The organism is Acidovorax sp. HDW3, from assembly GCF_011303755.1.
Lineage (GTDB): Bacteria > Pseudomonadota > Gammaproteobacteria > Burkholderiales > Burkholderiaceae_C > Paenacidovorax.
Genome location: NZ_CP049885.1, coordinates 2,853,621 through 2,874,937 on the forward strand (window position 1 = coordinate 2,853,621; position 21,317 = coordinate 2,874,937).

Genomic DNA, 21,317 nt, shown 5'->3' on the forward strand with positions numbered 1-21,317 from the left:
TTTTTTGTTTTGAGGAACATCAATGACCTTCCAGCGTTTCCAAAAATCCCTGTTGGCTGCGGCCATCGCCCTGGCGGGTTTCACCGCCGCCCCGGGCCTGGTGCTGGCACAAACTGCTGCCCCCGCCGCTGCCACGGCCCCCGCCCAGGCTGCCAAGCCGCACGTGGTGGTGCTGGCCACCGGTGGCACCATCGCCGGCGCCGGCGCCTCGGCGGCCAATAGCGCCACCTACACGGCGGCCAAGGTGCCGGTCGATAAGCTCCTCGCCGGCCTGCCCGAGCTGGCCAACGTCGCCCGCGTGAGCGGCGAGCAGGTGTTCCAGATCGCCTCCGAGAGCTTTACCAACGACAACCTGCTGACCCTGGCCAAGCGCGTCTCGCAGCTGGCCAAGCAAGGCGACGTGGACGGCATCGTCATCACCCACGGCACCGACACCCTGGCCGAGACCGCCTACTTCCTGAGCCTGACGGTGCACACCGACAAGCCGATCGCCGTCGTCGGCTCCATGCGCCCGGGCACGGCACTGTCGGCCGATGGCGCGCTCAACCTGCTCAACGCCGTCAGCGTCGCTGCCTCCAAGGACGCGCAGGGCAAGGGTGTGCTCATCACCATGAACGATCAGATCCAGAGCGCACGCGACACGAACAAGGACGTGAACATCGAGACCCGCGCCTTCCAGAGCCAGTGGGGCTCGCTGGGCATGGTGGTCGAGGGCAAGAACTACTGGTTCCGCGCTCCCGTCAAACGCCACACCAACCAGTCGGAATTCAACATCGACAACATCACCAGCCTGCCCTCGGTCGAGATCGTCTATGCCTACGGCAACGTGCAGCCCACCGCCGTCAACGCCCTGGTGGGCGCAGGTGCCAAGGCCATCATCCACGCCGGCACGGGCAACGGCTCGGTGGCCAACCGCATGGTGCAGCCGCTGCGCGATGCGCAGGCCAAGGGCGTGACCATCGTGCGCTCCTCGCGCGTGCCCTACGGCTTCGTGCTGCGCAACGCCGAGCAGCCCGACGACAAGTACGACTGGGTCGTGGCCCACGACATGCGCCCGGAAAAAGCCCGCATCCTGACCATGCTGGCCCTGGCCAAGGGCGCCGACACCAAGGAACTGCAGCGCATGTTCTGGGAGTATTGAGCGAGCGCTTTGCGCCACACCAAGCAAAGGCCCTGCGGGGCCTTTGTTTTTGGGTAAAAACCGGCTCCAAGGCGCACCCAGATTGCGCGAGCAGCTATCAAAATTAACTACGGCGCCAGAAGGCCGCCTGGCCGTAGTGGCGCTTGAGAAACTCAATCCACAGGCGCACGCGCAGCGGCATGTGCTTGCGCTGCGGGAAGACGACGAAGATGCCGTTGGGCGGCGCAGCAAAGTCTTCCAGCACCGGCACCAGCAGGCCGGCGGCGATCTCGGCCTCCACCTCCCAGGTACTGCGCCAGGCAATGCCCCAGCCGCCCAGGCACCAGTCGTGCAGCACCTGGCCGTCGGAGCAATCGAGCGGGCCGCCGGGCTTGAGGTGCACGACCTCGCTCGTGCCGTCGGCTGCCGGCATCCGAAACGCCCAGCCGCGCGTTTGCGAGGCCTCGCTCGACAGCGTCAGGCAGTCGTGCTGCGCCAGCTCGCTCGGGTGGCGCGGCGTGCCCCGGCGCGCCAGGTAGGCCGGCGTGGCGACGCACAGGCGGCGGTTGTCGGCCATGCGTACGCTCACCAGGGACGAGTCGGGCATGTCGCCCACGCGCACAGCGCAGTCGTAGCCCTCGCCGGCCAGGTCCACCACGCGGTCCGAGAGGTTGAGCGAGACCGTCACCTCCGGGTGCAGCTCACGAAACAGCGGCACCAGCGGCGCCACGTGGCGCCGGCCAAAGCCCGCCGGCGCCGTCACGCGCAAATGGCCCGTGGCCTTGACGCCGCCGGCGGAGACGCTGGCCTCGGCGTTGGCAATGTCGGCCAACAGACGCTGGCAGTCTTCCAAGAAGGCGCTGCCCTCGTGCGTGAGGCTGATGCGGCGCGTGGTGCGCACCAGCAGCTTGACGCCCAGCAGCTCTTCGAGCGCGTCCAGGCGCCGCCCCATGATGGCGGGCGCCACGCCCTCGACCTTGGCCGCCGCCGTCAGGCTGCCGCGCGTGGCCACGGAGACGAAGGACGCGAAGGCCTTGAGTTTGTCCATGGGCGCTGATTATGGTGGGGAAAGTCATGAATCACCACGATTACTTGCCCCGGAATTCCCAATGGGGTCATTGATGACTTTTGCATACGGTATTAGTGCAGCAACGCCTGCGCAATCGTCACACAGGTATGCAATACAGTGTGACCATGGTGGCTGCCGCCCTCTGCGGTGGCCGGTGTTTTTCTTTTTGGCTTGAAAGCGAAGTCCATGACCCAGCGTATTTCCCTGCACGGCCTGCAAGTGGCCCGCGAACTGCACGATTTTGTGAATGAACAGGTGCTGCCCGGCACCGGCGTCGAGCCCGGCGCTTTCTGGGCCGGCTTTGGCGCCATCGTCGCCGACCTGGCGCCCAAGAACGCCGCCCTGCTGGCCGAGCGCGATCGCCTGCAGGCCGAGCTCGATACCTGGCACAAGGCCCACCCCGGCCCGATCGCCGACATGGCGGGCTACCGCAAGTTTCTGGAGACCATCGGCTACCTCGTGCCCCAGCCCGCCGGCGCCCAGGCCACGACCACCGGCGTGGACGCCGAGCTGGCGCAGCAAGCCGGGCCGCAGCTGGTGGTGCCCATCCTCAATGCCCGCTACGCGCTCAACGCCGCCAACGCGCGCTGGGGCTCTTTGTACGACGCGCTCTACGGCACCGACGCCATCAGCGACGAAGGCGGCGCAGAAAAAGGCAAGGGCTACAACCCGGCACGCGGCGCAAAAGTGATTGCCTTTGCCCGCAACTTCCTCGACCAGGCCGCGCCCCTGGCCGGCGCGTCGCACGCCGACGCCACGGCCTACCGCGTCGAAGGCGGCGCGCTGGTGGTGCTGCTGCAAAACGGCAGCAGCGCCCGCCTGCAGACCCCGGCCCAGTTCGTCGGCCACCAGGGCGACGCGGCCAGCCCGAGCAGCGTGCTGCTGGTGAACAACGGCCTGCACATCGACATCCAGATCAACCGCGCCACCCCCATTGGCCAGAGCGACGCCGCTGGCGTCGCCGACCTGGTGCTGGAGGCGGCCCTGTCCACCATCCTCGACCTGGAAGACTCGGTTGCCGCCGTCGATGCCGAGGACAAGGTGCTGGGCTACAGCAACTGGCTGGGCATTTTGAAGGGCACGCTCACCGAGACCTTCGACAAGGGCGGCAAGCCGATGACGCGCGGCCTGAACGCCGACCGTGTCTATACCGGCGCCAACGGCCAGGCGGTGAAGCTGCACGGCCGCTCGCTGATGTTCGTGCGCAACGTCGGCCACCTCATGACCAACCCCGCCATCCTCTGGGGCGCCGACGGGCGCGAGATTCCCGAGGGCATCATGGACGCGGTCATCACCACCACCATCGCCCTGCACGACCTCCAGGGCCGGGGCCAGAACGGCATCCAAAACAGCCGCACCGGCAGCGTCTACATCGTCAAGCCCAAGATGCACGGCCCGGCGGAAGTGGCCTTTGCCAGCGAGCTCTTTGGCCGCGTCGAGCAGCTGCTGGGCCTGGCCGACAGCACCGTCAAGCTCGGCATCATGGACGAGGAGCGGCGCACCAGCGTCAACCTGCAAGCCTGCATTGCCGCCGCCGCCAGCCGCGTGGCCTTTATCAACACCGGCTTTCTCGACCGCACGGGCGACGAGATGCACACCGCCATGCAGGCGGGCCCCATGGTGCGCAAGGGCGACATGAAGACCAGCGCCTGGATCCAGGCCTATGAGCGCAACAACGTGCTCGTCGGCCTGGCCTGCGGCCTGCGCGGCAAGGCGCAAATCGGCAAGGGCATGTGGGCCATGCCCGACCTGATGGCGGAGATGCTCAAGCAAAAAATCGCCCACCCCAAGGCCGGCGCCAACACCGCCTGGGTGCCCAGCCCCACGGGCGCGACGCTGCACGCGCTGCACTACCACCAGGTGAAGGTGGCCGACATCCAGGCCGCGCTGGAAAAAACCGACGCCGCCGCCGAGCGCGACAACCTGCTCACCGGCCTGCTGACCGTGCCCGTCTCGGCCAACCCGAGCTGGAGCGAGGTGGAAAAGCAGCAGGAACTGGACAACAACATCCAGGGCATCCTGGGCTACGTGGTGCGCTGGGTGGACCAGGGCGTGGGCTGCTCCAAGGTGCCCGACATCAACGACATCGGCCTGATGGAAGACCGCGCCACGCTGCGCATCAGCAGCCAGCACGTGGCCAACTGGCTCTTGCACGGCATCGTCAGCGAAGGCCAGGTGCGCGCCACCTTTGAACGCATGGCCGCCAAGGTCGATCAGCAAAACAGCGGCGACGCGCTGTACCAGCGTATGCACGGCAACTTGGCCACCTCCATGGCCTACCAGGCCGCCTGCGATCTGGTGTTCAAGGGCGTGGCCCAGCCCAGCGGCTACACCGAGCCCCTGCTGCACGCCTGGCGCCTGAAGGTGAAGGCCGCTGCGAAGCAATAAAAACGATAGCTGCTCGCGCTTACCCCATAAGGGCTAGCAGCCTATTTTGTTCACAACGGCGCCTGCGGGCGCCGTTGTGCTTTGGGGTAAGCTCCGGGCCACTTCCACCCTGCATCCCCACGCCCAGCCGCGCTGTCATGGGCAGAAAAGGCCGCATGGCATTGACTGGACGATGGCCCCGCCCCATGACCCGCTACCAAGCCCTGGCCGACGACATCGAAGCCTCCATCCGTGCCGGCGTGCTGCGCCCGGGCGAGCGCCTGCCCTCGGTGCGCCACAGCTGCGAGAGCCGGGGCTTGAGCGCCTCGACCGTGTTCCAGGCCTATTACCTGCTCGAAGCGCGGGGCCTGGTGCGGGCGCGCGAGCGCTCGGGCTACTACGTCAGCGCCAGCGCCGGCCAGCGCCCGCCAGAGGCGCTGCAGACCGCGCCGCCGCAGGAGGAGTCCATTGCCGTGGACGTGCGCGAGCAGGTGTTTGAGGTACTGCAGGCGAGCATGACGCCGGGGGTGGTGGCCTTTGGCGCGGCCTTTCCGAGCCCGCAGCTGTTTCCGCTGGCGCGCCTGGGCCAGTCGCTGGCCGCGAGTGCGCAAGCGCTGGGGCGCTGGAGCTCGGTGGACGATCTCACGCCCGGCAACCCGGCGCTGCGCCGCCAGATCGCGCTGCGCTACCTGGCCGACGGGCTGCAGGTGCCGGTGGAGGAAATCATCGTCACCAACGGCGCCCTGGAGGCGCTGAACCTGTGCCTCGATGCCGTCACGCGTCCGGGCGACTGCGTGGTGGTGGAGGCGCCCACCTTCTACGGCGCGCCGGGGGCTGCAGGCGGTGGAGGTGCCGACGCACCCGCGCGAAGGGGTGGAGCTGGAGGCGCTCGAACGCGCCATCGTGCGCCACGGCCCGGCCGCCTGCTGGTTGATGACGAGTTTTCAAAACCCGCTGGGCAGCCTCATGCCCGAGGCCAAGAAGCGCGACCTGGTGGCGCTGCTGGCGCAGCACGGCGTGCCGCTGATCGAGGACGACGTGTACGCCGAGCTCTACTTCGGCGACCAGCGCCCGCTGCCGGCCAAAGCCTTTGACCGCGCCGGCCTGGTGCTGCACTGCGGCTCGTTCTCCAAATGCCTGGCGCCGGGCTACCGCCTGGGCTGGGCGGCGCCGGGGCGCTTTGCCCAGGCGGTGGCGCGACACAAGCTCACCAGCACCCTGGGCAGCTCTGCGCCCATGCAGCTGGCGCTGGCCGACTACCTGCAGCACGGCGGCTTTGACAAGCACCTGCGCCGCCTGCGCCAGACGCTGGCGGCGCGCCAGGCGCGCTGCGCCCAGGCCGTGGGCGCCCTCTTTCCGCCGGGCACGCGCGCCTCACAGCCGGCGGGAGGGTATTTTTTGTGGGTTGAACTGCCAGACGGCGCCGACGCCCTGCGCCTGCACCGCCTGGCGCTGGCGCAGGGCGTCAGTATTGCACCGGGGCCAATTTTTTCCGCCTCCGGCGGCTGTACCCAGGGCCTGCGGCTGAACTACGGCCAGGAGTGGACGGCACGCACCGAGGCCGCACTGGCGACGCTCGGGCAGCTGGCGCACCAGGTGCTGGCGCCGGCGTAGCGGCGCCAGCATCAACGCGGCACCAGGAAGGCGGCTTTTTCTTCCACCCGCAAGGCCGTGTCGTCCACGCTGGTGATCTCGAAACGGATCGGGTGCGAGCCCGGCGCAGCGCTGCCGTGGGCAATGCGCAGGCGCACACTGACCCAGCGCGCCTCGGTCGGTGCGAGCACGGTGTCGGCCTCGTCCCCCGGGGCCAGGTGCAGGCCGGGGAGCCCCTGGGCGCGGATGCGCAGCGACTGCGCCGCCTCGGTGGCGTTCATGAGCTGCAGGCGGTAGAGGTTCTCGATCTGCCCGCCCGCCGCCAGGCGGCCCTGGGCCGCGCGGTCCAAGACCACGTTCACGCGCAGCGGCACGCGCAGCGCCATGCTCACCACCATGCCCAGGCTCAAGAGCAGCAAGATGGCGCCGTAGATCAGCACCCGGGAGCGGGCCACGCGGCGCAGCATCCGTGCGGCGCTCCAGCCCCCGGCCAGGCCGTTGGGCGTGGCGTAGCGGATCAGGCCGCGCGGCTGCTTGATTTTGTCCATCACGCTGTCGCAGGCGTCCACGCACAGGCCGCAGCCGATGCATTCGTACTGCAGGCCGGCGCGTATGTCGATGCCCACGGGGCAAACCTGCACGCACAGCGAGCAGTCGATGCAGTCGCCCTGGGCGGTGGCGGTTGCCGTGGTGGCGGCGCTCTCCTTGCTGCGCGCGCCACGCGGCTCACCACGTGCGCTGTCGTAGCTGACGATGAGAGTGTCCGGGTCGAACATCGCGCTTTGAAAGCGTGCGTAGGGGCACATGTGCTGGCACACCATCTCGCGCAGGAAACCGGCGTTGCCGTAGGTCGCCAGGGCATAGCACAGCACCCAGAAAATCTGCCACGGCCCCTGCAGCGCCAGCACCTCGGCGCCCAACACGCGGATGGGAATGAAGTAGCCGACGAAGGTAAAGCCCGTCCACAGCGCCACGGCGATCCAGGCGCCGTGCTTGGCCGATTTTTTCCCGAGCTTTTCCAGCGTCCAGCCGCTCTTGTCCAGGCGCAGGCGGGCGCTGCGCTCGCCCTCGATGCGCCGCTCAAGCCACAAAAAAATCTCGGTGTACACCGTCTGCGGGCAGGCAAAGCCGCACCACAGCCGCCCGGCCACCGCCGTGAACAGGAACAGCGACAGTGCCGAGACGATGAGCAGCCCCGTGAGGTAGATGAAATCCTGCGGGTACAGCACCAGGCCGAAGAGGTAAAAGCGCTTGGCCTCCAGGTCGAACAGCACCATCTGGCGCCCGCCCCACTGCAGCCAGGGCAGGCCATAGAAAAAAATCTGCGTCAACCAGACCAGGGCCCAGCGCCAGCGGGCATAAAAGCCGTCGATGGCGCGGGGGTGGATGGTGCGCCGGGGTGCGTACTGCGGCGTCGGCGCGACGGCAATGGGGATGATTTTGCGGGGCTTGTGGGTCATTTGCGGCCGACTATCGCGCAAAGGCCCTGGCGACAACAGCAGCAGTTGCCACGCCGGCGGCCATAGCAGATGGGCGGCCTACACTCGCCCACCATGTCCTGTGCCACCTCTGCATCGACCTCCACCTCGACCTCCTCCTGCCCCCTGTGCCACCAGGCCAACGCCTGCGCCGTCGCCGCCGGCGCACCAGCGGCCAGCTGCTGGTGCATGAACGCGCCCGTGGCGCCGCAGGCGCTGGCGCGAATCCCCGCCGGGGCACGCGGGCGCGCCTGCATTTGCCCGCACTGCGCACGCCCGGCAGCTACCATCGAAGCTCCCTGTCCCCCTATTGCCTGAAAGAGAAAACACCATGCCCACCTACCACGTTGAAATGCTCGAAGGCCGCACGCTGGAGCAAAAGCGCAAGCTCGTTGAAGAAATCACCCGCGTCTCGGTCGAGGTGCTGGGCGGCGCGCCCGAATCGGTGGACGTGCTCATCACCGACGTCAAGCGCGAGAACTGGGCCACCGGCGGCAAGCTCTGGCTCGAACGCCAGTAACACCCCCTTTTTTTCCTTCCCTTTGCCACGGAGCGCCCCATGTGCCAGCTGCTGGGCATGAATGCCAATACGCCGACCGATGCCACCTTCAGCTTCACCGGCTTTGCCCAGCGCGCCGGCCACACGGCCGATCACACCGATGGCTGGGGCATTGCGTTTTTTGAGGACAAGGGGCTGCGCCACTTCGTCGATCACGAGCGCGCCGTCGATTCGCCCGTGGCCGCGCTGATCCGGCGCTACCCCATCAAGAGCCGCAACGTCATCGCCCACATCCGCAAGGCCACGCAGGGCGTTGTCAGCCTGGAGAACTGCCACCCCTTTGTGCGCGAGCTCTGGGGGCGCTACTGGGTGTTTGCGCACAACGGCGACTTGAAAGACTTTCGCCCGCGCCTGCACGGCCACTTCCAGCCCGTGGGCAGCACCGACAGCGAACATGCCTTTTGCTGGATCATGCAAGAGCTGGCCAAGAGCCACGCCGGCGTGCCCAGCGTGGCCGAACTGACGCTGACCCTGCGCGAACTCGCCGCACGCATTGCGCCGCAGGGCACGTTCAACTTCTTGCTCTCCAACGGCCAGGCGCTGTGGGCGCACGCCAGCACCCACTTGCACTACATCGAGCGACGCCACCCCTTTGCCAGCGCCCACCTGAGCGATGAGGATTTGCGCCTGGACTTTTCCACCTGCACCACCCCCAGCGACCGCGTGGCCGTGATCGCCACCGCACCGCTGACGCGCGACGAGCAATGGACGGCGTTTGCCAGCGGCGCGCTCAAGGTGTTTGTTGATGGGGCGGCGCAGGCCATTTGAAAATTGCCTTGGAAATTGCCCATGATCATCGCCTCCAGCACCGACTACCGCGCCGCCGCCCAGGCGTTTTTGCCGCCGTTTTTGTTCCACTACATCGACGGCGGCGCCTACGCCGAGCAGACGCTGCGCCGCAACGTCGATGACCTGGCCGCCGTGGCGCTGCGCCAGCGCGTGCTCAAGGACATGAGCGAGCTCGACACCAGCACCGAGCTGTTTGGCGAGCGCCTCTCCATCCCCGTCGCCCTGGCCCCCGTGGGGCTGACGGGCATGTACCGCCGCCGGGGCGAGGTGCAGGCCGCTCGCGCTGCCGATGCCTGCGGCGTGCCGTTCACCATGTCCAGCGTCTCCGTCTGCCCCATCGAGGAGGTGGCGCCGCGCCTGAAGCGCCCCATGTGGTTTCAGCTCTACGTGCTCAAAGACCGGGGCTTTATGAAAAACGCCCTGGAGCGTGCGCAGGCGGCGGGCTGCTCCACCCTGGTGTTCACCGTCGACATGCCCGTGCCCGGGGCGCGCTACCGCGATATGCATTCGGGCATGAGTGGGCCGAACGCGGCGCTGCGCCGCTACTGGCAGGCGCTGTGCCACCCGCGCTGGGCGCTGGACGTGGGCCTGCTCGGGCGCCCGCACGACCTGGGCAATATCTCGGCCTACCGGGGCAATCCCACCGGCCTGGCCGACTACATGGGCTATCTGGGGGCCAATTTTGACCCCTCCATTTCCTGGAAAGACCTGGAGTGGATTCGCGCCTTCTGGAAGGGGCCCATGGTCATCAAAGGCATTCTTGACCCCGAGGACGCCAAGGACGCGGTGCGCTTTGGCGCCGACGGCATCGTCGTCTCCAACCACGGCGGGCGCCAGCTCGACGGTGTGCTCTCCACGGCGCGGGCGCTGCCGGCGATTGCCGATGCGGTCAAGGGCCAGATCAAAATCCTGGTTGATTCGGGCGTGCGCAACGGCCTGGACGTGGTGCGCGCCCTGGCCCTGGGGGCGGACTGCACCATGATGGGCCGCGCCTACATCTACGCCCTGGCCGCCGCCGGCGAGGCGGGCGTGCAGCACCTGCTGCAACTGCTGGAAAAAGAAATGCGCGTGGCCATGACGCTGACCAGCACCGCCCGGGTGGCGGATATAGGCCCCCAGATGTTGGCATCGACCTGATTTTTAGGGTCCAAAAAGCAAAAAACCCGCGCCAAATAAGCGCGGGTAGCTATTAAAACAATAGCTTTTGGCGTCGCCTTACACCAGCAGTGCGTTCACGCGCTTGACGTAGGCCGCCGGGTCGTCGAGCTGACCGCCTTCGGCCAGCAGCGCCTGGTCGAACAGGATGTGCGCCAGGTCGTGAAAGTGCACCGAGCCGTCGAGCTTTTGCACCAGCGGGTGCGCGGGGTTGACTTCGAGCACCGGCTTGGCGTCCGGCGCCTGCTGGCCAGCCTGCTTCAAGAGGCGGGCGAGCTGGCTGCTCATGTCGCCGTCCTTGACCACCAGGCAGGCGGGTGAATCGACCAGGCGGGTGGTCACGCGCACGTCGTCGGCCTTGTCCTTGAGGGCCTCCTTGAGCTTGGCCAGCAGGGGCTTGAACTGCTCGGCGGCTTCATCAAAGGCTTTCTTTTCTGCCTCGTCCTGCAGCTCGCCCAGATCGACCGCGCCCTTGGCCACGGACTGCAGCGGCGTGCCGTCGAAGTCGTGCAGATAGCCCAGCGCCCACTCGTCCACGCGGTCGGTCATGAGCAGCACCTCAATGCCCTTCTTCTTGAAGAGTTCGAGCTGCGGGCTGCTCTTGGCCGCTTGCAGGCTGTCGGCGGTGATGTAGTAAATGGCCTCCTGGCCTTCCTTCATGCGCGCCTTGTAGTCGGCCAGGCCGACGCTGGCCGTGTCGCTCGTGGTGCTGGCAAAGCGCAGCAGCTTGGCAATGCGCTCGCGGTTGCCAAAGTCTTCGCCCAGGCCCTCTTTGAGCACGGCGCCGAACTGGGCGTAGAACTGGCTGTACTTGCCTTCCTTGGCCTTGTCCTCGTCGCTGACCACGTCGGTCACGCCGTCGGCACCTTCGCCTGTTTCGTGTTTGTCGTGCTTGGCCAGGTCTTCGAGCATGGAGAGCACGCGCTTGACCGAGCCGTCGCGGATCAGGCGCACGTCGCGGCTTTCCTGCAGCAGCTCGCGGCTGACGTTCAGCGGCAGGTCGGCGGAGTCGATCACGCCGCGGGCGAAGCGCAGGTAGCCCGGCAGCAGCGCCTCGGCCTCGTCCATGATGAACACGCGCTTGACGTAGAGCTTGACGCCCGCGTGCTTGTCGCGCTGGTACAGGTCGAACGGCGCCTTGGCCGGGATGTAGAGGAGCTGCGTGTACTCGGTGTTGCCCTCGACGCGGTTGTGCGCCCAGGTCAGCGGCGCCTCGTGGTCGTGGCTGATGGATTTGTAGAACTCCTGGTACTGCTCGGCGGTGATGTCTTTCTTGGGCCGCGTCCACAGGGCGCTGGCCTTGTTCACCGTTTCCCACTCGCCGGTTTTCACCATGGCGCCGGGCTCGCCTTCCTTCTCGGCCTCTTTCCATTCCTCTTTTTCCATGAGGATGGGCAGGCTGATGTGGTCGGAGTATTTGGCAATCAGCTGCTTGAGCTTCCAGGCGTTGAGGAATTCTTCCGCGCTGTCCTTTTCGCCGGTGCGCAGGTGCAGGATGACGCTGGTGCCGCGCGCGGCGCGGGTGATGGCATCGACCTCAAAATCGCCCGCACCGCCGCTGACCCAGCGCACGCCTTCCTCGGCCTTGAGGCCGGCGCGGCGCGACTCGACGGTGATCTTGTCGGCGACGATGAAGCCCGAATAAAAACCCACGCCAAACTGGCCGATGAGCTGCGCGTCGGCCTTCTGGTCGCCGGTGAGCTTGCCCATGAAGTCCTTGGTGCCGCTCTTGGCGATGGTGCCCAGGTGGTCGATGGCCTCCTGCGCGCTCATGCCAATGCCGTTGTCGGTGATGGTGAGGGTTTTGGCCGCCTTGTCGAAGGCAATGCGCAGCTCCAGGTTGGGCGCGTCTTCGTACAGGGCGCTGTCGTTCAGGGCTTCAAAGCGCAGCTTGTCGCAGGCGTCGGAGGCGTTGGAGACCAGCTCGCGCAGGAAAATCTCGGGGTTGGAGTACAGCGAGTGCGTGACCAGGTGCAGCAGCTGCGCGACTTCGGCCTGGAAGGAATGGGTTTGCTTGCTCATAAACGCTCGTTCAAATCAAAAGCCAAGGGGAAAACCAAAGGCGCCCGCTGGGGGCGCCTGCATGGGGTAGATAGGGGCGGCAGCGCTGCTTTCAAGCAACGGCCATTAGCTATTATTTTGATAGCTACTCACGCTTATCTGGCAAGCGCTGCAGCCATTTTTGCTTAGCCGTCGGTGGTGATGCGCTGCACCAGGGTCTGCAGCATGGCGTCGGCCTTGTCGTTGGCAATCTGGCAGGTGCCGGCGGCTGCATGGCCGCCGCCGCCAAATTCGAGCATCAGGTTGCCGATGTGGGTGCGGCTGCCGCGATCGAGGATGGACTTGCCCGCCGCCAGCACGGTGTTTTGCTGCTGCAGCCCCCACAGCACGTGGATGGAGATGTTGGCCGTAGGGAACAGGGCGTAGATCATGAACCGGTTGGTGGCCCAGATGGTTTCCTCTGGCCGCAGGTCGAGCACCACCAGGTTGCCGATCTGTATGGCGCACTGCTCGATCTGCGCGCGCGCCTTGGGCGCGTGCTCGTTGTACAGCGCAATGCGCTCCTGCACGTCGGGCAGCTGCAAAATCTCGTCGATGCTGTGGTCACGGCAGTACTGGATCAGATCCATCATCAGCGCATAGTTGCTGATGCGGAAGTCGCGAAAACGCCCCAGGCCGGTGCGCGAATCCATGAGGTAGTTCAGCAGCACCCAGCCCTGCGGGTTGAGGATGTCCTCGCGCGAATACTGCGCCGAATCGGCCTGATCGACGGCGGCCATCATGTCCTCAGAGACGCGCGGAAACGCCGCCTTGCCGCCGTAATGCTTGTACACCACGCGCGCCGCCGAGGGCGCATCGGGATCGATGATGTGGTTCACGTCGCGCCGGCCGGAGTTGCGCACTGTCTCCGACTCGTGGTGGTCGAACACCAGGTGCGCTCCCGGCACATAGGGCAGGTTGGTGGTGATGTCGCGCTCGCTGATGGCAACCTTGCCGTCCTGCATGTCCTTGGGGTGGACGAAGACGATCTCGTCGATCAGCTCCAGCTCATTGAGCAGCACGGCGCACACCAGGCCGTCGAAATCGCTGCGTGTGACCAAACGGTATTTGGGCTCTCCCATACGCTCTCCTGCACGTGTTTTACTGTGTCAAAAAGATTCCAAGCGCCGACATCCTACCCCGGATGCCGGCCTGCTCCCAGCGCAATTACACCCCCCAGCGCGCACCCGCACCGAGCAACGTGGCAACCCCGAGCAGGGCAAAAACAGCCGCCGCCAGGGTGTGCACCAGCCGCATCGGAATCTTGGCCGCCAGCCGGTCGCCGACAAACACCGCCGGCACGTCGGCAATCAACATCCCCAGCGTGGTGCCGGCCACCACCCACAGGGGCGCGGCGTAATGCGCGGCCATGGCCACGGTGGCAATCTGCGTCTTGTCGCCCATCTCGGCGAGGAAAAACGTCACCAGCGTGGCGCCAAAAACGCCCAGTTTGCTGGCGATCTGCGTCTCTTCCTCTTCGATCTTGTCGGGAATGAGCGTCCAGACCGCCATACCCAGAAACGACAGGCCGAGCACCCAGCGCAACACCGTTGGGCTAAGGCTGGCCGTGATCCACGCCCCCAGCGCCCCGGCCAAGCCATGGTTGACCACGGTGGCCGCCAAAATGCCCAGGATGATGGGCAGGGGTTTTTTAAAGCGCGCCGCCAAAATAAAGGCGAGCAGCTGGGTCTTGTCACCCATTTCCGCCAGCGCCACGACGCCGGTGGAGACGAAAAAAGCTTCCATGAGAAATATCCAGGCCGGCGCAAGCACGATTGACCACAGCGCCCCCGGCCAAAAACGCAGGCGTCCATGGTCAAAGGTCTTGCCAAGCACAAACACCGCTGACGCCATGGCCTGCGGGCCAAGTATGTTGACGTCAGCCCCTTCGGCAGCGAAGGGCGGCTACTCCCCAATGACGGCGCGATTCTAACGGCCCGGGAACCTCTCGCCCAAGACGCCACAACGCTGGCGCTCGGAAGGTATCGGGCCGCCAACATGGCGCATCTGCAGAAGCGTCCGACAGGCTCCTAGCCGGTGCTGCCCGGCATCAAGAAACGGACGTAAATGGGTATCGGAATGGCGTATGCCAGCCGCCGCATGGCGGGTCTTTTGCGTTCTGCTTTATCGTCACATGACGCCTTTCGCCTCGGCGGTCAGAGGACGGCTTCCAACCCCTTGCGCTCGATGATGTCCAGCAACCTCTGCGAGGGGCCGCTGGGCCGCTGGTCGCTTGTCGCCCACCTCTATCAAATGGCCGTTTTGCATCATAAAAACACCAGTTGAACCGCCCGCACCTGCGTGACTGACTTCGACAGCGTATTGACAACAGCTACACGTCGCGAGACAATTCGTGTATCTATTGCATACACAAAATGGAGGTTCCAATGCGTGACGCCGCCATCAATCTGCGGGCCCTGCCCGAACAGCGTGATCTGATCGATCACGCTGCCAGCCTACTTGGCAAGAACCGTTCGGACTTCATGCTCGAAGCAGCTTGCGACCGCGCTCAGACCGTGGTGTTGGATCAGGTTTTTTTCAGCCTGGACGCCGAAAAATTCAAGCAGTTCACCGCGATGCTCGACGCACCTCCCGGCCCCAACCCCGGGCTTGAACGTCTCATGGCCGTCAAGGCACCCTGGAGTACCGGCGCGGCATGAGCTTGAAACTGAGCGCACCGATTCCGCTCGCCGCCCCCCACATCCTGGATGATTTCGCTTGCGGTGAGGCCAGTCTCGATGAATGGCTCAAGCGCCGGGCTCTGACCAACCAATTGAGCGGTGCCAGCCGCTCCTTCGTCGTCACCGATAAGGAAGGGCGTGTCTACGGCTACTACGCGATGGCCGCAGGTGCGGTTTCACATCAGGCGGCAACCAGCAACGTACGACGCAACATGCCCGATCCCGTTCCAGTGATGGTTCTGGCCCGGCTGGCTGTCGACCACCGAGCGCAGGGCATCAAGCTTGGAGCCGCCCTGCTTCAAGACGCAGTTAATCGTGCCGTGGCCGTGTCGCAGAACGCTGGCGTGCGAGCCTTGCTCGTCCATGCTCTCCACGACCGCGCCAGGCAGTTCTACGCGCACTACGGCTTCCAGGAGTCACCGCAGCACCCGATGACACTGATGTTGCGCTTGAACACCGTAAAGGCTTGAGAGAGGTCATGCGCTCGTGGTCACACACCAGCGCGCAGGGCTATATGCAATGCCGTGCGCGGCGCCCAAACAGGCCCGATGAATTGCTGCTCCGATTTCTCTGGACAACCGTTGGCTGCGACACACGTATAAGTGCTTGAAAAATAAGTCATCCTGCGTGCGCCACGGCGAAGAAGTTGGCGCAGGTTTCGAGAGAAGATAGGGCGCAGCAGGGGCGAACCGAGCAAGTCATGCCACCCACAGGCGGAGCGGCTGGCACACGCAAAATGGCCCGGAACCCCGCGCGGCTTGGGGAAGTCACAAACAAAAACGCCCAACCGAGAGGGGTTGGGCGTGATGTTTTGGTGGCTCGGGGCGGAATCGAACCACCGACACGCGGATTTTCAATCCGCTGCTCTACCAACTGAGCTACCGAGCCAAGACTTCAATTATAAGCAGAAAAATCGCTCGTAAAAAAGACCCTGCAAAAATTTATCCGCGCTTGTTGCGTCCGAGTTCAACGCCGAGCTGGCGCAGCTTGCGGTACAGGTGGGTGCGCTCCAGGCCTGTTTTCTCCGCCACGCGGGTCATCGAGCCGCCTTCGCGCGCCAAATGGAACTCGAAGTAGGCTTTCTCGAAGCCATCGCGTGCCTCGCGCAGCGGGCGGTCGAGGTCAAAGCCCTGGTGGGCGTGGGGGGCCATGTCCAGCGGTATCACAGGATGGATGACGGGCAGGGGCAACGCCGCGCCATCACCGACGAGCGTCAACGGACGCACTAACACCGTAGCGGCCGGAGCCGGCTGTGCCTGAGTGCGCGCCAAGCCCTGCTCCACCGCCTTGAGTAATTTTTGCAATGTGATGGGTTTTTCTAGAAAAGAAAACGCCCCGATGCGGGTGGCTTCAACGGCAGTATCGATGGTGGCGTGGCCGCTCATCATGATGACGGGCATGGTCAAGAGGCCCGTTGCGGCCCATTCCTTGAGCAGGGTGACGCCGTCGGTGTCGGGCATCCAGATATCGAGCAACACCAGATCGAAGCTGCTGGCCGCGCGGGCGTTGCGTGCCTGGGTGGCGTTTTCTGCCAGCTCGACGCTGTGTCCCTCGTCGTTGAGGATTTCGGACAACAAATCCCGGATGCCGAGTTCGTCATCCACCACCAAAATATTTGCCATGTATGAGACGCGTCTTGTCGTGCAATGCGGTGTTGTTCACACCTGTTGTGAAATCCCCACCATCCGTTCAGGTGCGAATGATAGCGATACTTGCGCCCCCGCCACCTTGCCGTTTTCCATACGGTTGACCAGATCGAGGCGGGCGCCGTGCTCGTCGGCGATTTTCTTTACCACCGCCAGGCCCAAGCCGGTACCGCTGGCCTTGCTCGTGACGTAGGGCTCCAGGGCGCGCTGCAGGATGTGCGGCGCAAAGCCGCCGCCGCTGTCGCTCACCGTCAGGCGCACGCGGCCCGAGGTCGCATTCCAATGCGTCGTCAGGCGCACCGGCGCTGCCGGCTGCTGCGCTGCAGCGGCCTGCTCGGCGCTGGCGTCCTGGGCGTTTTGCAGCAGGTTGTGCACCACCTGGCGCAGTTGCTGGGCGTCGCCGGCGATGGCCGGGCAGGCGGGATCGAGTTCGGTGTGTACCGGCACCAGGGCGTTTTCGCTGCCGTAGAGCTGCAGCACGTCGGCCACCAGGGCGTTCAAGTCCAGGGGCTGCAGCTCGGCGGTGGGCATCCGGGCGTAGTCGCGGAATTCGTTGACCAGGCGCTTCATGGCACTGACCTGCTCGACGATGGTGCGCACCGACTTGGCCAAAATCGCCTCCTCGGCCTCGGGCAGCTTGCCCGAGAGCTTCATTTGCAGGCGTTCGGCCGAGAGCTGGATGGGGGTGAGCGGGTTCTTGATCTCGTGCGCCACGCGCTGCGCCACCTCGCCCCAGGCCTGCGAGCGCTGGGCAGAGACGATTTCGGTGATGTCGTCAATTACCAGCAGGCGCGCGGCATCGGGCAGTTCAGCACCGCGCACCACCAGGCTGGTGCCGCTGTGCGCGTTGCCCCCGGTGGGCGCGTGCAGCACGAACGACTGCTGCCAATGGTCCAGGCCGTGCAGCAACTGACGGTCAGCGGCAAAGCTGGCAAATTGCTGCTGCACAGCGGCGCCAAAGGCGGCGAGCTCGGGCACATCGACCAGGGCGCGTCCCTGGTAGGCAGCCAGCGGCGCCCGCAGAATGCGCGTGGCGCCAGGGTTGGCCGATTGCAACACGCCCTGGGCGTCGAGCACGAGCACGCCGGCCGTCAGGTTGTCGAGTATGGTTTGCAGATTGGCGCGGGCCGCATCGAGCTGGCCCATGCTGCGCTCGACGGCGCTGCGCGCGTCCGCCAGCTGCTCGGTCATGAGGGCAAACGAGCGCGTCAGCCCCCCCAGTTCATCGCGCCCCTGCAGCGCGGCCTTGGGGCTCAAGTTGCCCTGGGCCACTTCGCGCACGCCCTCTGCCAGCACCAGCAGCGGGCGTGCCAGCTGGTTGCCCAGCAGCAGTGCCAGCAGCACGGCGCCGAACACCGACAGGAACAGGCTCAGGGTCAGGGTGCCGATGTACATGCGGCGCAGGCCGCCGCGCGCGAGCGAGCGCTCCTGGTATTCGCGGTTGGCCTCTTGCACGGCCACGGCGTTGGCCACCAACGCCGCCGGCAGCGGCAGCGTCGCCTGTAAAAAGCGCGGCTCCTGCAGCAGATCGAGCTGTGCGCTGCTGACCAGCACCAGGGTTTTGACGCGCGCGTTTTGCAGCGCCTGCGGCTGGGTGATGTCGTCCAGGCCCTCGATCTGGTACAGCGGCTGGTTCACGCGCACGCTGCGCAGCTGCTGCACGCTCGGGCGCTCGGGCGTGAGTTCGTAGCGCGATTGGCCGACGCTGGCGAGCGCCTGGCCGGCGCCGCTCCACAGCACCAGGTCGGTGGCGCCGAGCTGGTCGCGGATGCGTTCGAGCACCAGGCCGGCGGCAGCGTCGGGCACGCCGGCGAGCTGGGCGCTGGCCTGGCGGGTGTTGTGCGCCATGTCGGTGGCGAGGGTGTCGAGCGTGACGCGCGCCAGGTTCACGCCGGCGACCAGCGCGCCTTCGACCTTCACGTCAAACCAGCTCTCGATCGAGCGCGAGACGAACTGGTACGAGACGACGTAGATCAGCAGCCCCGGCACCAGGCCAACCAGGGCAAAGATGCCCGCCAGCTTGAACAGCAGGCGGCTGCCAAAGCGCTTGTTTTTCAGACGCAGGCCCAGGCGCACCAGCACCCACAGCAGCACGCCCAGCAGCAGGGCAGCGACGAGCATGTTCACGCCCAGCAGCCAGTGGTAGTTGGCCTCGTACAGCGCGCGCTGGTTGGTGGCCAGGGTGAGCAAGAACAGCAGCACCAGGCCGATGGCGCACATCACCGCCACGCCCACCACCAGCGCCCAGCGCATGGCGCGTGGCGAGCGCGCCGCCTGCAGCGAGGCCGACAGCAAGGGCCCGTTCATGGCGTGCCCCCGCTGCCCGACTCGGCCAGCGGCGCCAGCGCCTGGCTGCGCGTGAGCAGCAGGTTCCAGCCCTGGCGCTGGCCCAGGGCGCCAATTTGCAGCGGGCGCGGCAGCTGCGACAGATCGACACGAAAGCGCAGCTGCACCTGCTGGCGCACGCCGTCGTCGAGCTGGCCGGGGTCGGCAATCTTCCAGCGGCTCACGCGCTGCAGCGCTGCCAGGGCGTCGGCGTAATCGTCAAAACTCTGGCCCAGGGCCAGGCCCAGGCCGGCGTTGTCGAACGGGGCATCGGCCACGTGCAGGCGCCAGCGCCGCGTCAGCGGCTGGTACGACAGGCGCTGGTGGCGCTGGGCCTGCGCCAGCACCTTGTCGCTCCAGTACCAGCGCGCGCGCGTGACCTCGGCCTCGGTGGTGAAGTAGATGGCAATGCCCTGGCGCAGGGCGTCTTCGATCAGCTCGGGCAGCTCGAACTGCAGCCGCGCCGACAGCAGCAGGCCCTCGCTGCTGCGTTCGAGCTGCATCTGCACCACCTCGCCCGGCAGCTCGGCGCGCGCCGGCACCGCCAGGCACAGCGCCAGCAACAGGCACAGGGCCGCCGCCCAGCGCTCAGGCCGGCAGCTTTTGCAGCAATGCGTAATAAAAGCCGTCATGGTCACGGGCTGGATTGTCCGTGACGGCACCCCCCTCCTGGCCAGCTGCGGGCAATAAATGCCCCGGTGCGGGCAGGCGGCAGGCGTCGCTGTGGCGTGCAAGAAACGCTTGCACCTGCCCATCGCCCTCGGCGTGGAACACCGAGCAGGTGCAGTACAGCAGCCGCCCGCCGGGGGCGAGCAGCGGCCACAACGCCGCCAGCAGCCGCGCCTGCTGCGCCGCGAGCTGGGCAATGTCGCTCTCGCGGCGCAGCCAGCGCACGTCCGGGTGCCGGCGCACGATGCCCGAGGCGGTGCAGGGGGCGTCGAGCAAGATGGCATCAAACGGCTGGCGCCCGCAGTGCGCCGGCCACCAGTCCTGGGGCCGGGCGGCATCGGCCACCAGCACCTGTGCCTGCAGCCCCAGGCGCGCCAGGGTGTCGTCGATGCGGGCGGCGCGCGTGGCATCGACCTCCAGCGCCGTCACCGCCAGCGGCTGGGCGGCGCTGGCGCTTTCGAGCAGGTGCGCCGTCTTGCCGCCAGGGGCGGCGCAGGCGTCGAGCACGCGCAGCGCCCGCCCCTGCGGCCAGGCCAGCCCCTGCAGCAGCAGGGGCGCGGCCTGCTGCGCTGCCAGGTCCTGCACGCTGACCCAGCCCTCAGCCCAGCCCGGCAGCTGCTGCACCGGCTGCGGCTGGCGCAGCAGCAGGCCGCAGTCGCCCACGGAATCAGCTATTAAATTCATAGCTGCTAGCGCTTGCTGGTACTGCGCCAGCGTGGTTTTTCTCTTATTAATTCGCAGCGCCATGGGGGCATGGGCGTTGTTGGCCTGCAAGATGGCCTGCCAGTGCTGCGGCTGCTCTTTGCGCAGGCGCTCGACCCACCAGCGCGGGTGGTTCCAGCGCGCCTCGGGTTCGGCATCGGTGGCAGCAACCAGGGCCGTACGCTCGCGCAAAAAGCGGCGCAGGCAGGCGTTGACGAAGCCGGCTTGGCGCGCCGCCGGGCCGCGCTTGGCCGCTTCCACCGTCTGGTTGACGAGGGTGAAGGCGGTGTAGGGTGCCTGCGCCTCATCCCAGGCCAGGGCCAGGGCGGTGCACAGCAGGGCATCAACGCCCGGCGCCGGCTTGCGCGGCGCGAGCTGCTGGCGCAGCGCCTGCGCCCGCCCGAGCTGGCGCAGCACCTGGAACAGCAGCGCCTGCACGCCGGCGCGCAGTGCGGGCGGCACGGGCGCCAGGGCGCTGCTGCTGGACTGGCCGGCGCGCACGGCCTGCAGCGCCTGGGCGCAGGCGGCGAGCTGCTGCCACAGGGCCGGGCCCTGGGCGCTGGGAGTGGGGGATGAAGTCATAGGGTTCCTGCGGCGCGAAAGCCAAACAGCCAGGCCAGCAGGCTGGGAGGAAATTGGGCGATGGCGGCGTTGTACTGCGCCACGGCGGTGTTGAACTGGGTGCAGGCGAGTTGCTGGTGCGTCTGGCAGATTTGCCACTGCGCACGCCAGGGGGCGACTGCCACCGGGCCGTCTTCGTCTTCGCGCGCGCGCACCAGGGCCTGCCAGGCGCCATCGAGTGCTGCCAGGCCAGCGGCCAGGGCGGTGATGGCGCCGCGCTGCAAGGGCTGCTGGCGTGCCTGCGCCAGGCTGGCGCCGAATTGGCCGGCCGCCGCCTGCAGCGCCTGTTGCGCCGCCTGTACCGGGCCCTGCACCTGGGCGGGCGCCAGGTCGCATTCGGCCAGCAGCGCCTGCAGGCGCAGCAGTGCCTGGTCCAGGGCGGCAAAGGCGCGCACCACGGCGGCGCGCAGGCGCACCAGGCGGTTGTACGCGCCCACGAGCCAGAACAGCAGCAGGGCAGCGATGGCCCAGAGGACGGGGATATCGGGCATGGCAAAGAGCGT

The 21,317-nt window shown here is 66.7% G+C and carries 18 protein-coding genes, 1 tRNA gene, 1 pseudogene and 1 riboswitch; of the genes and pseudogenes, 9 read left to right on the forward strand and 11 right to left on the reverse strand.

Translation table 11 applies throughout. The features are described 5' to 3' along the window. Positions 1 to 22 precede the first annotated feature (22 nt). Positions 23 to 1,141, forward strand: coding sequence for a type II asparaginase (locus G7045_RS13210; protein ID WP_166160052.1), 1,119 nt, complete (start codon positions 23 to 25; stop codon positions 1,139 to 1,141). Positions 1,142 to 1,244: 103 nt separating this feature from the next. Here the strand turns inward: G7045_RS13210 and G7045_RS13215 are convergent, their stop codons facing one another. Further along, positions 1,245 to 2,168 carry a LysR family transcriptional regulator gene (locus G7045_RS13215; protein ID WP_166160053.1) on the reverse strand — a complete coding sequence of 308 codons (924 nt, stop codon included), beginning with the start codon at positions 2,166 to 2,168 and terminating at the stop codon, positions 1,245 to 1,247. Positions 2,169 to 2,375: 207 nt separating this feature from the next. Here G7045_RS13215 and G7045_RS13220 point away from each other — a divergent pair, with 207 nt between their 5' ends. After that, a complete protein-coding gene (locus G7045_RS13220) occupies positions 2,376 to 4,577 on the forward strand; it encodes a malate synthase G (protein ID WP_166160054.1) in 2,202 nt (733 codons plus the stop codon). 185 nt (positions 4,578 to 4,762) lie between these two features. Beyond that, positions 4,763 to 6,170: pseudogene (locus G7045_RS13225) on the forward strand (PLP-dependent aminotransferase family protein). Positions 6,171 to 6,181: 11 nt separating this feature from the next. Here the strand turns inward: G7045_RS13225 and ccoG are convergent. Next, positions 6,182 to 7,609: a cytochrome c oxidase accessory protein CcoG gene (ccoG, locus tag G7045_RS13230; RefSeq protein ID WP_166160055.1), complete on the reverse strand. Its 1,428-nt coding sequence runs from the start codon at positions 7,607 to 7,609 to the stop codon at positions 6,182 to 6,184. A 93-nt stretch (positions 7,610 to 7,702) separates the two neighbouring features. Here ccoG and G7045_RS13235 point away from each other — a divergent pair, with 93 nt between their 5' ends. From G7045_RS13235 to lldD, 4 genes are read left to right on the forward strand one after another with little or no spacing between them, the layout of a single operon-like run. Next, positions 7,703 to 7,945 carry a cysteine-rich CWC family protein gene (locus G7045_RS13235; RefSeq protein ID WP_166160056.1) on the forward strand — a complete coding sequence of 81 codons (243 nt, stop codon included), beginning with the start codon at positions 7,703 to 7,705 and terminating at the stop codon, positions 7,943 to 7,945. Between the two features lie 13 nt (positions 7,946 to 7,958). Beyond that, positions 7,959 to 8,147: a 4-oxalocrotonate tautomerase gene (locus G7045_RS13240; RefSeq protein WP_166160057.1), complete on the forward strand. Its 189-nt coding sequence runs from the start codon at positions 7,959 to 7,961 to the stop codon at positions 8,145 to 8,147. A 39-nt stretch (positions 8,148 to 8,186) separates the two neighbouring features. Continuing rightward, positions 8,187 to 8,954, forward strand: coding sequence for a class II glutamine amidotransferase (locus G7045_RS13245; RefSeq protein WP_166160058.1), 768 nt, complete (start codon positions 8,187 to 8,189; stop codon positions 8,952 to 8,954). A 21-nt stretch (positions 8,955 to 8,975) separates the two neighbouring features. Then, positions 8,976 to 10,112, forward strand: coding sequence for an FMN-dependent L-lactate dehydrogenase LldD (gene lldD / locus G7045_RS13250; RefSeq protein WP_166160059.1), 1,137 nt, complete (start codon positions 8,976 to 8,978; stop codon positions 10,110 to 10,112). Positions 10,113 to 10,190: 78 nt separating this feature from the next. Here the strand turns inward: lldD and htpG are convergent, their stop codons facing one another. The 3 genes from htpG to G7045_RS13265 all read right to left on the reverse strand — a co-directional run bounded on the left by htpG (position 10,191) and on the right by G7045_RS13265 (position 13,916). Beyond that, positions 10,191 to 12,152 carry a molecular chaperone HtpG gene (htpG, locus tag G7045_RS13255; protein WP_166160060.1) on the reverse strand — a complete coding sequence of 654 codons (1,962 nt, stop codon included), beginning with the start codon at positions 12,150 to 12,152 and terminating at the stop codon, positions 10,191 to 10,193. A gap of 164 nt (positions 12,153 to 12,316) precedes the next feature. After that, positions 12,317 to 13,252 (reverse strand): exopolyphosphatase, encoded by a 936-nt coding sequence (locus G7045_RS13260; RefSeq protein WP_166160061.1) that lies wholly within the window; start codon positions 13,250 to 13,252, stop codon positions 12,317 to 12,319. An 85-nt stretch (positions 13,253 to 13,337) separates the two neighbouring features. Then, positions 13,338 to 13,916 carry a TMEM165/GDT1 family protein gene (locus G7045_RS13265; protein WP_166160062.1) on the reverse strand — a complete coding sequence of 193 codons (579 nt, stop codon included), beginning with the start codon at positions 13,914 to 13,916 and terminating at the stop codon, positions 13,338 to 13,340. 4 nt (positions 13,917 to 13,920) lie between these two features. Next, a riboswitch (yybP-ykoY riboswitch) is annotated at positions 13,921 to 14,096 on the reverse strand. A gap of 461 nt (positions 14,097 to 14,557) precedes the next feature. On the opposite strand from G7045_RS13265, the gene G7045_RS13270 reads away from it, so the two are divergent. Both G7045_RS13270 and G7045_RS13275 read left to right on the forward strand, forming a co-directional pair. Then, positions 14,558 to 14,830 carry a DUF1778 domain-containing protein gene (locus G7045_RS13270; RefSeq protein WP_166160063.1) on the forward strand — a complete coding sequence of 91 codons (273 nt, stop codon included), beginning with the start codon at positions 14,558 to 14,560 and terminating at the stop codon, positions 14,828 to 14,830. Next, positions 14,827 to 15,321: a GNAT family N-acetyltransferase gene (locus tag G7045_RS13275; protein WP_166160064.1), complete on the forward strand. Its 495-nt coding sequence runs from the start codon at positions 14,827 to 14,829 to the stop codon at positions 15,319 to 15,321. Before G7045_RS13270 ends, G7045_RS13275 begins: the two co-directional genes overlap by 4 nt. 342 nt (positions 15,322 to 15,663) lie before the next feature. Here G7045_RS13275 and G7045_RS13280 read toward each other — a convergent pair. The 6 genes from G7045_RS13280 to G7045_RS13305 all read right to left on the reverse strand — a co-directional run bounded on the left by G7045_RS13280 (position 15,664) and on the right by G7045_RS13305 (position 21,305). Beyond that, positions 15,664 to 15,739 (reverse strand) — tRNA-Phe (locus tag G7045_RS13280). Between the two features lie 53 nt (positions 15,740 to 15,792). Beyond that, positions 15,793 to 16,473, reverse strand: coding sequence for a response regulator (locus G7045_RS13285; protein ID WP_166160065.1), 681 nt, complete (start codon positions 16,471 to 16,473; stop codon positions 15,793 to 15,795). Between the two features lie 36 nt (positions 16,474 to 16,509). Further along, the gene (locus G7045_RS13290) at positions 16,510 to 18,804 is read right to left on the reverse strand and encodes an ATP-binding protein (protein ID WP_166160066.1); all 2,295 of its coding nucleotides are present in this window, start codon (positions 18,802 to 18,804) and stop codon (positions 16,510 to 16,512) included. Then, entirely contained in the window at positions 18,801 to 19,454 is a 654-nt protein-coding gene (locus G7045_RS13295; RefSeq protein ID WP_166160067.1) for a DUF4390 domain-containing protein, read from the reverse strand. Before G7045_RS13295 ends, G7045_RS13290 begins: the two co-directional genes overlap by 4 nt. Then, positions 19,411 to 20,775: a 16S rRNA (cytosine(967)-C(5))-methyltransferase RsmB gene (gene rsmB, locus G7045_RS13300; RefSeq protein WP_166160068.1), complete on the reverse strand. Its 1,365-nt coding sequence runs from the start codon at positions 20,773 to 20,775 to the stop codon at positions 19,411 to 19,413. Before rsmB ends, G7045_RS13295 begins: the two co-directional genes overlap by 44 nt. Next, positions 20,772 to 21,305, reverse strand: coding sequence for a LemA family protein (locus G7045_RS13305; protein ID WP_166160069.1), 534 nt, complete (start codon positions 21,303 to 21,305; stop codon positions 20,772 to 20,774). The genes rsmB and G7045_RS13305 overlap by 4 nt, the downstream gene beginning before the upstream one ends. Positions 21,306 to 21,317: the final 12 nt, after the last annotated feature.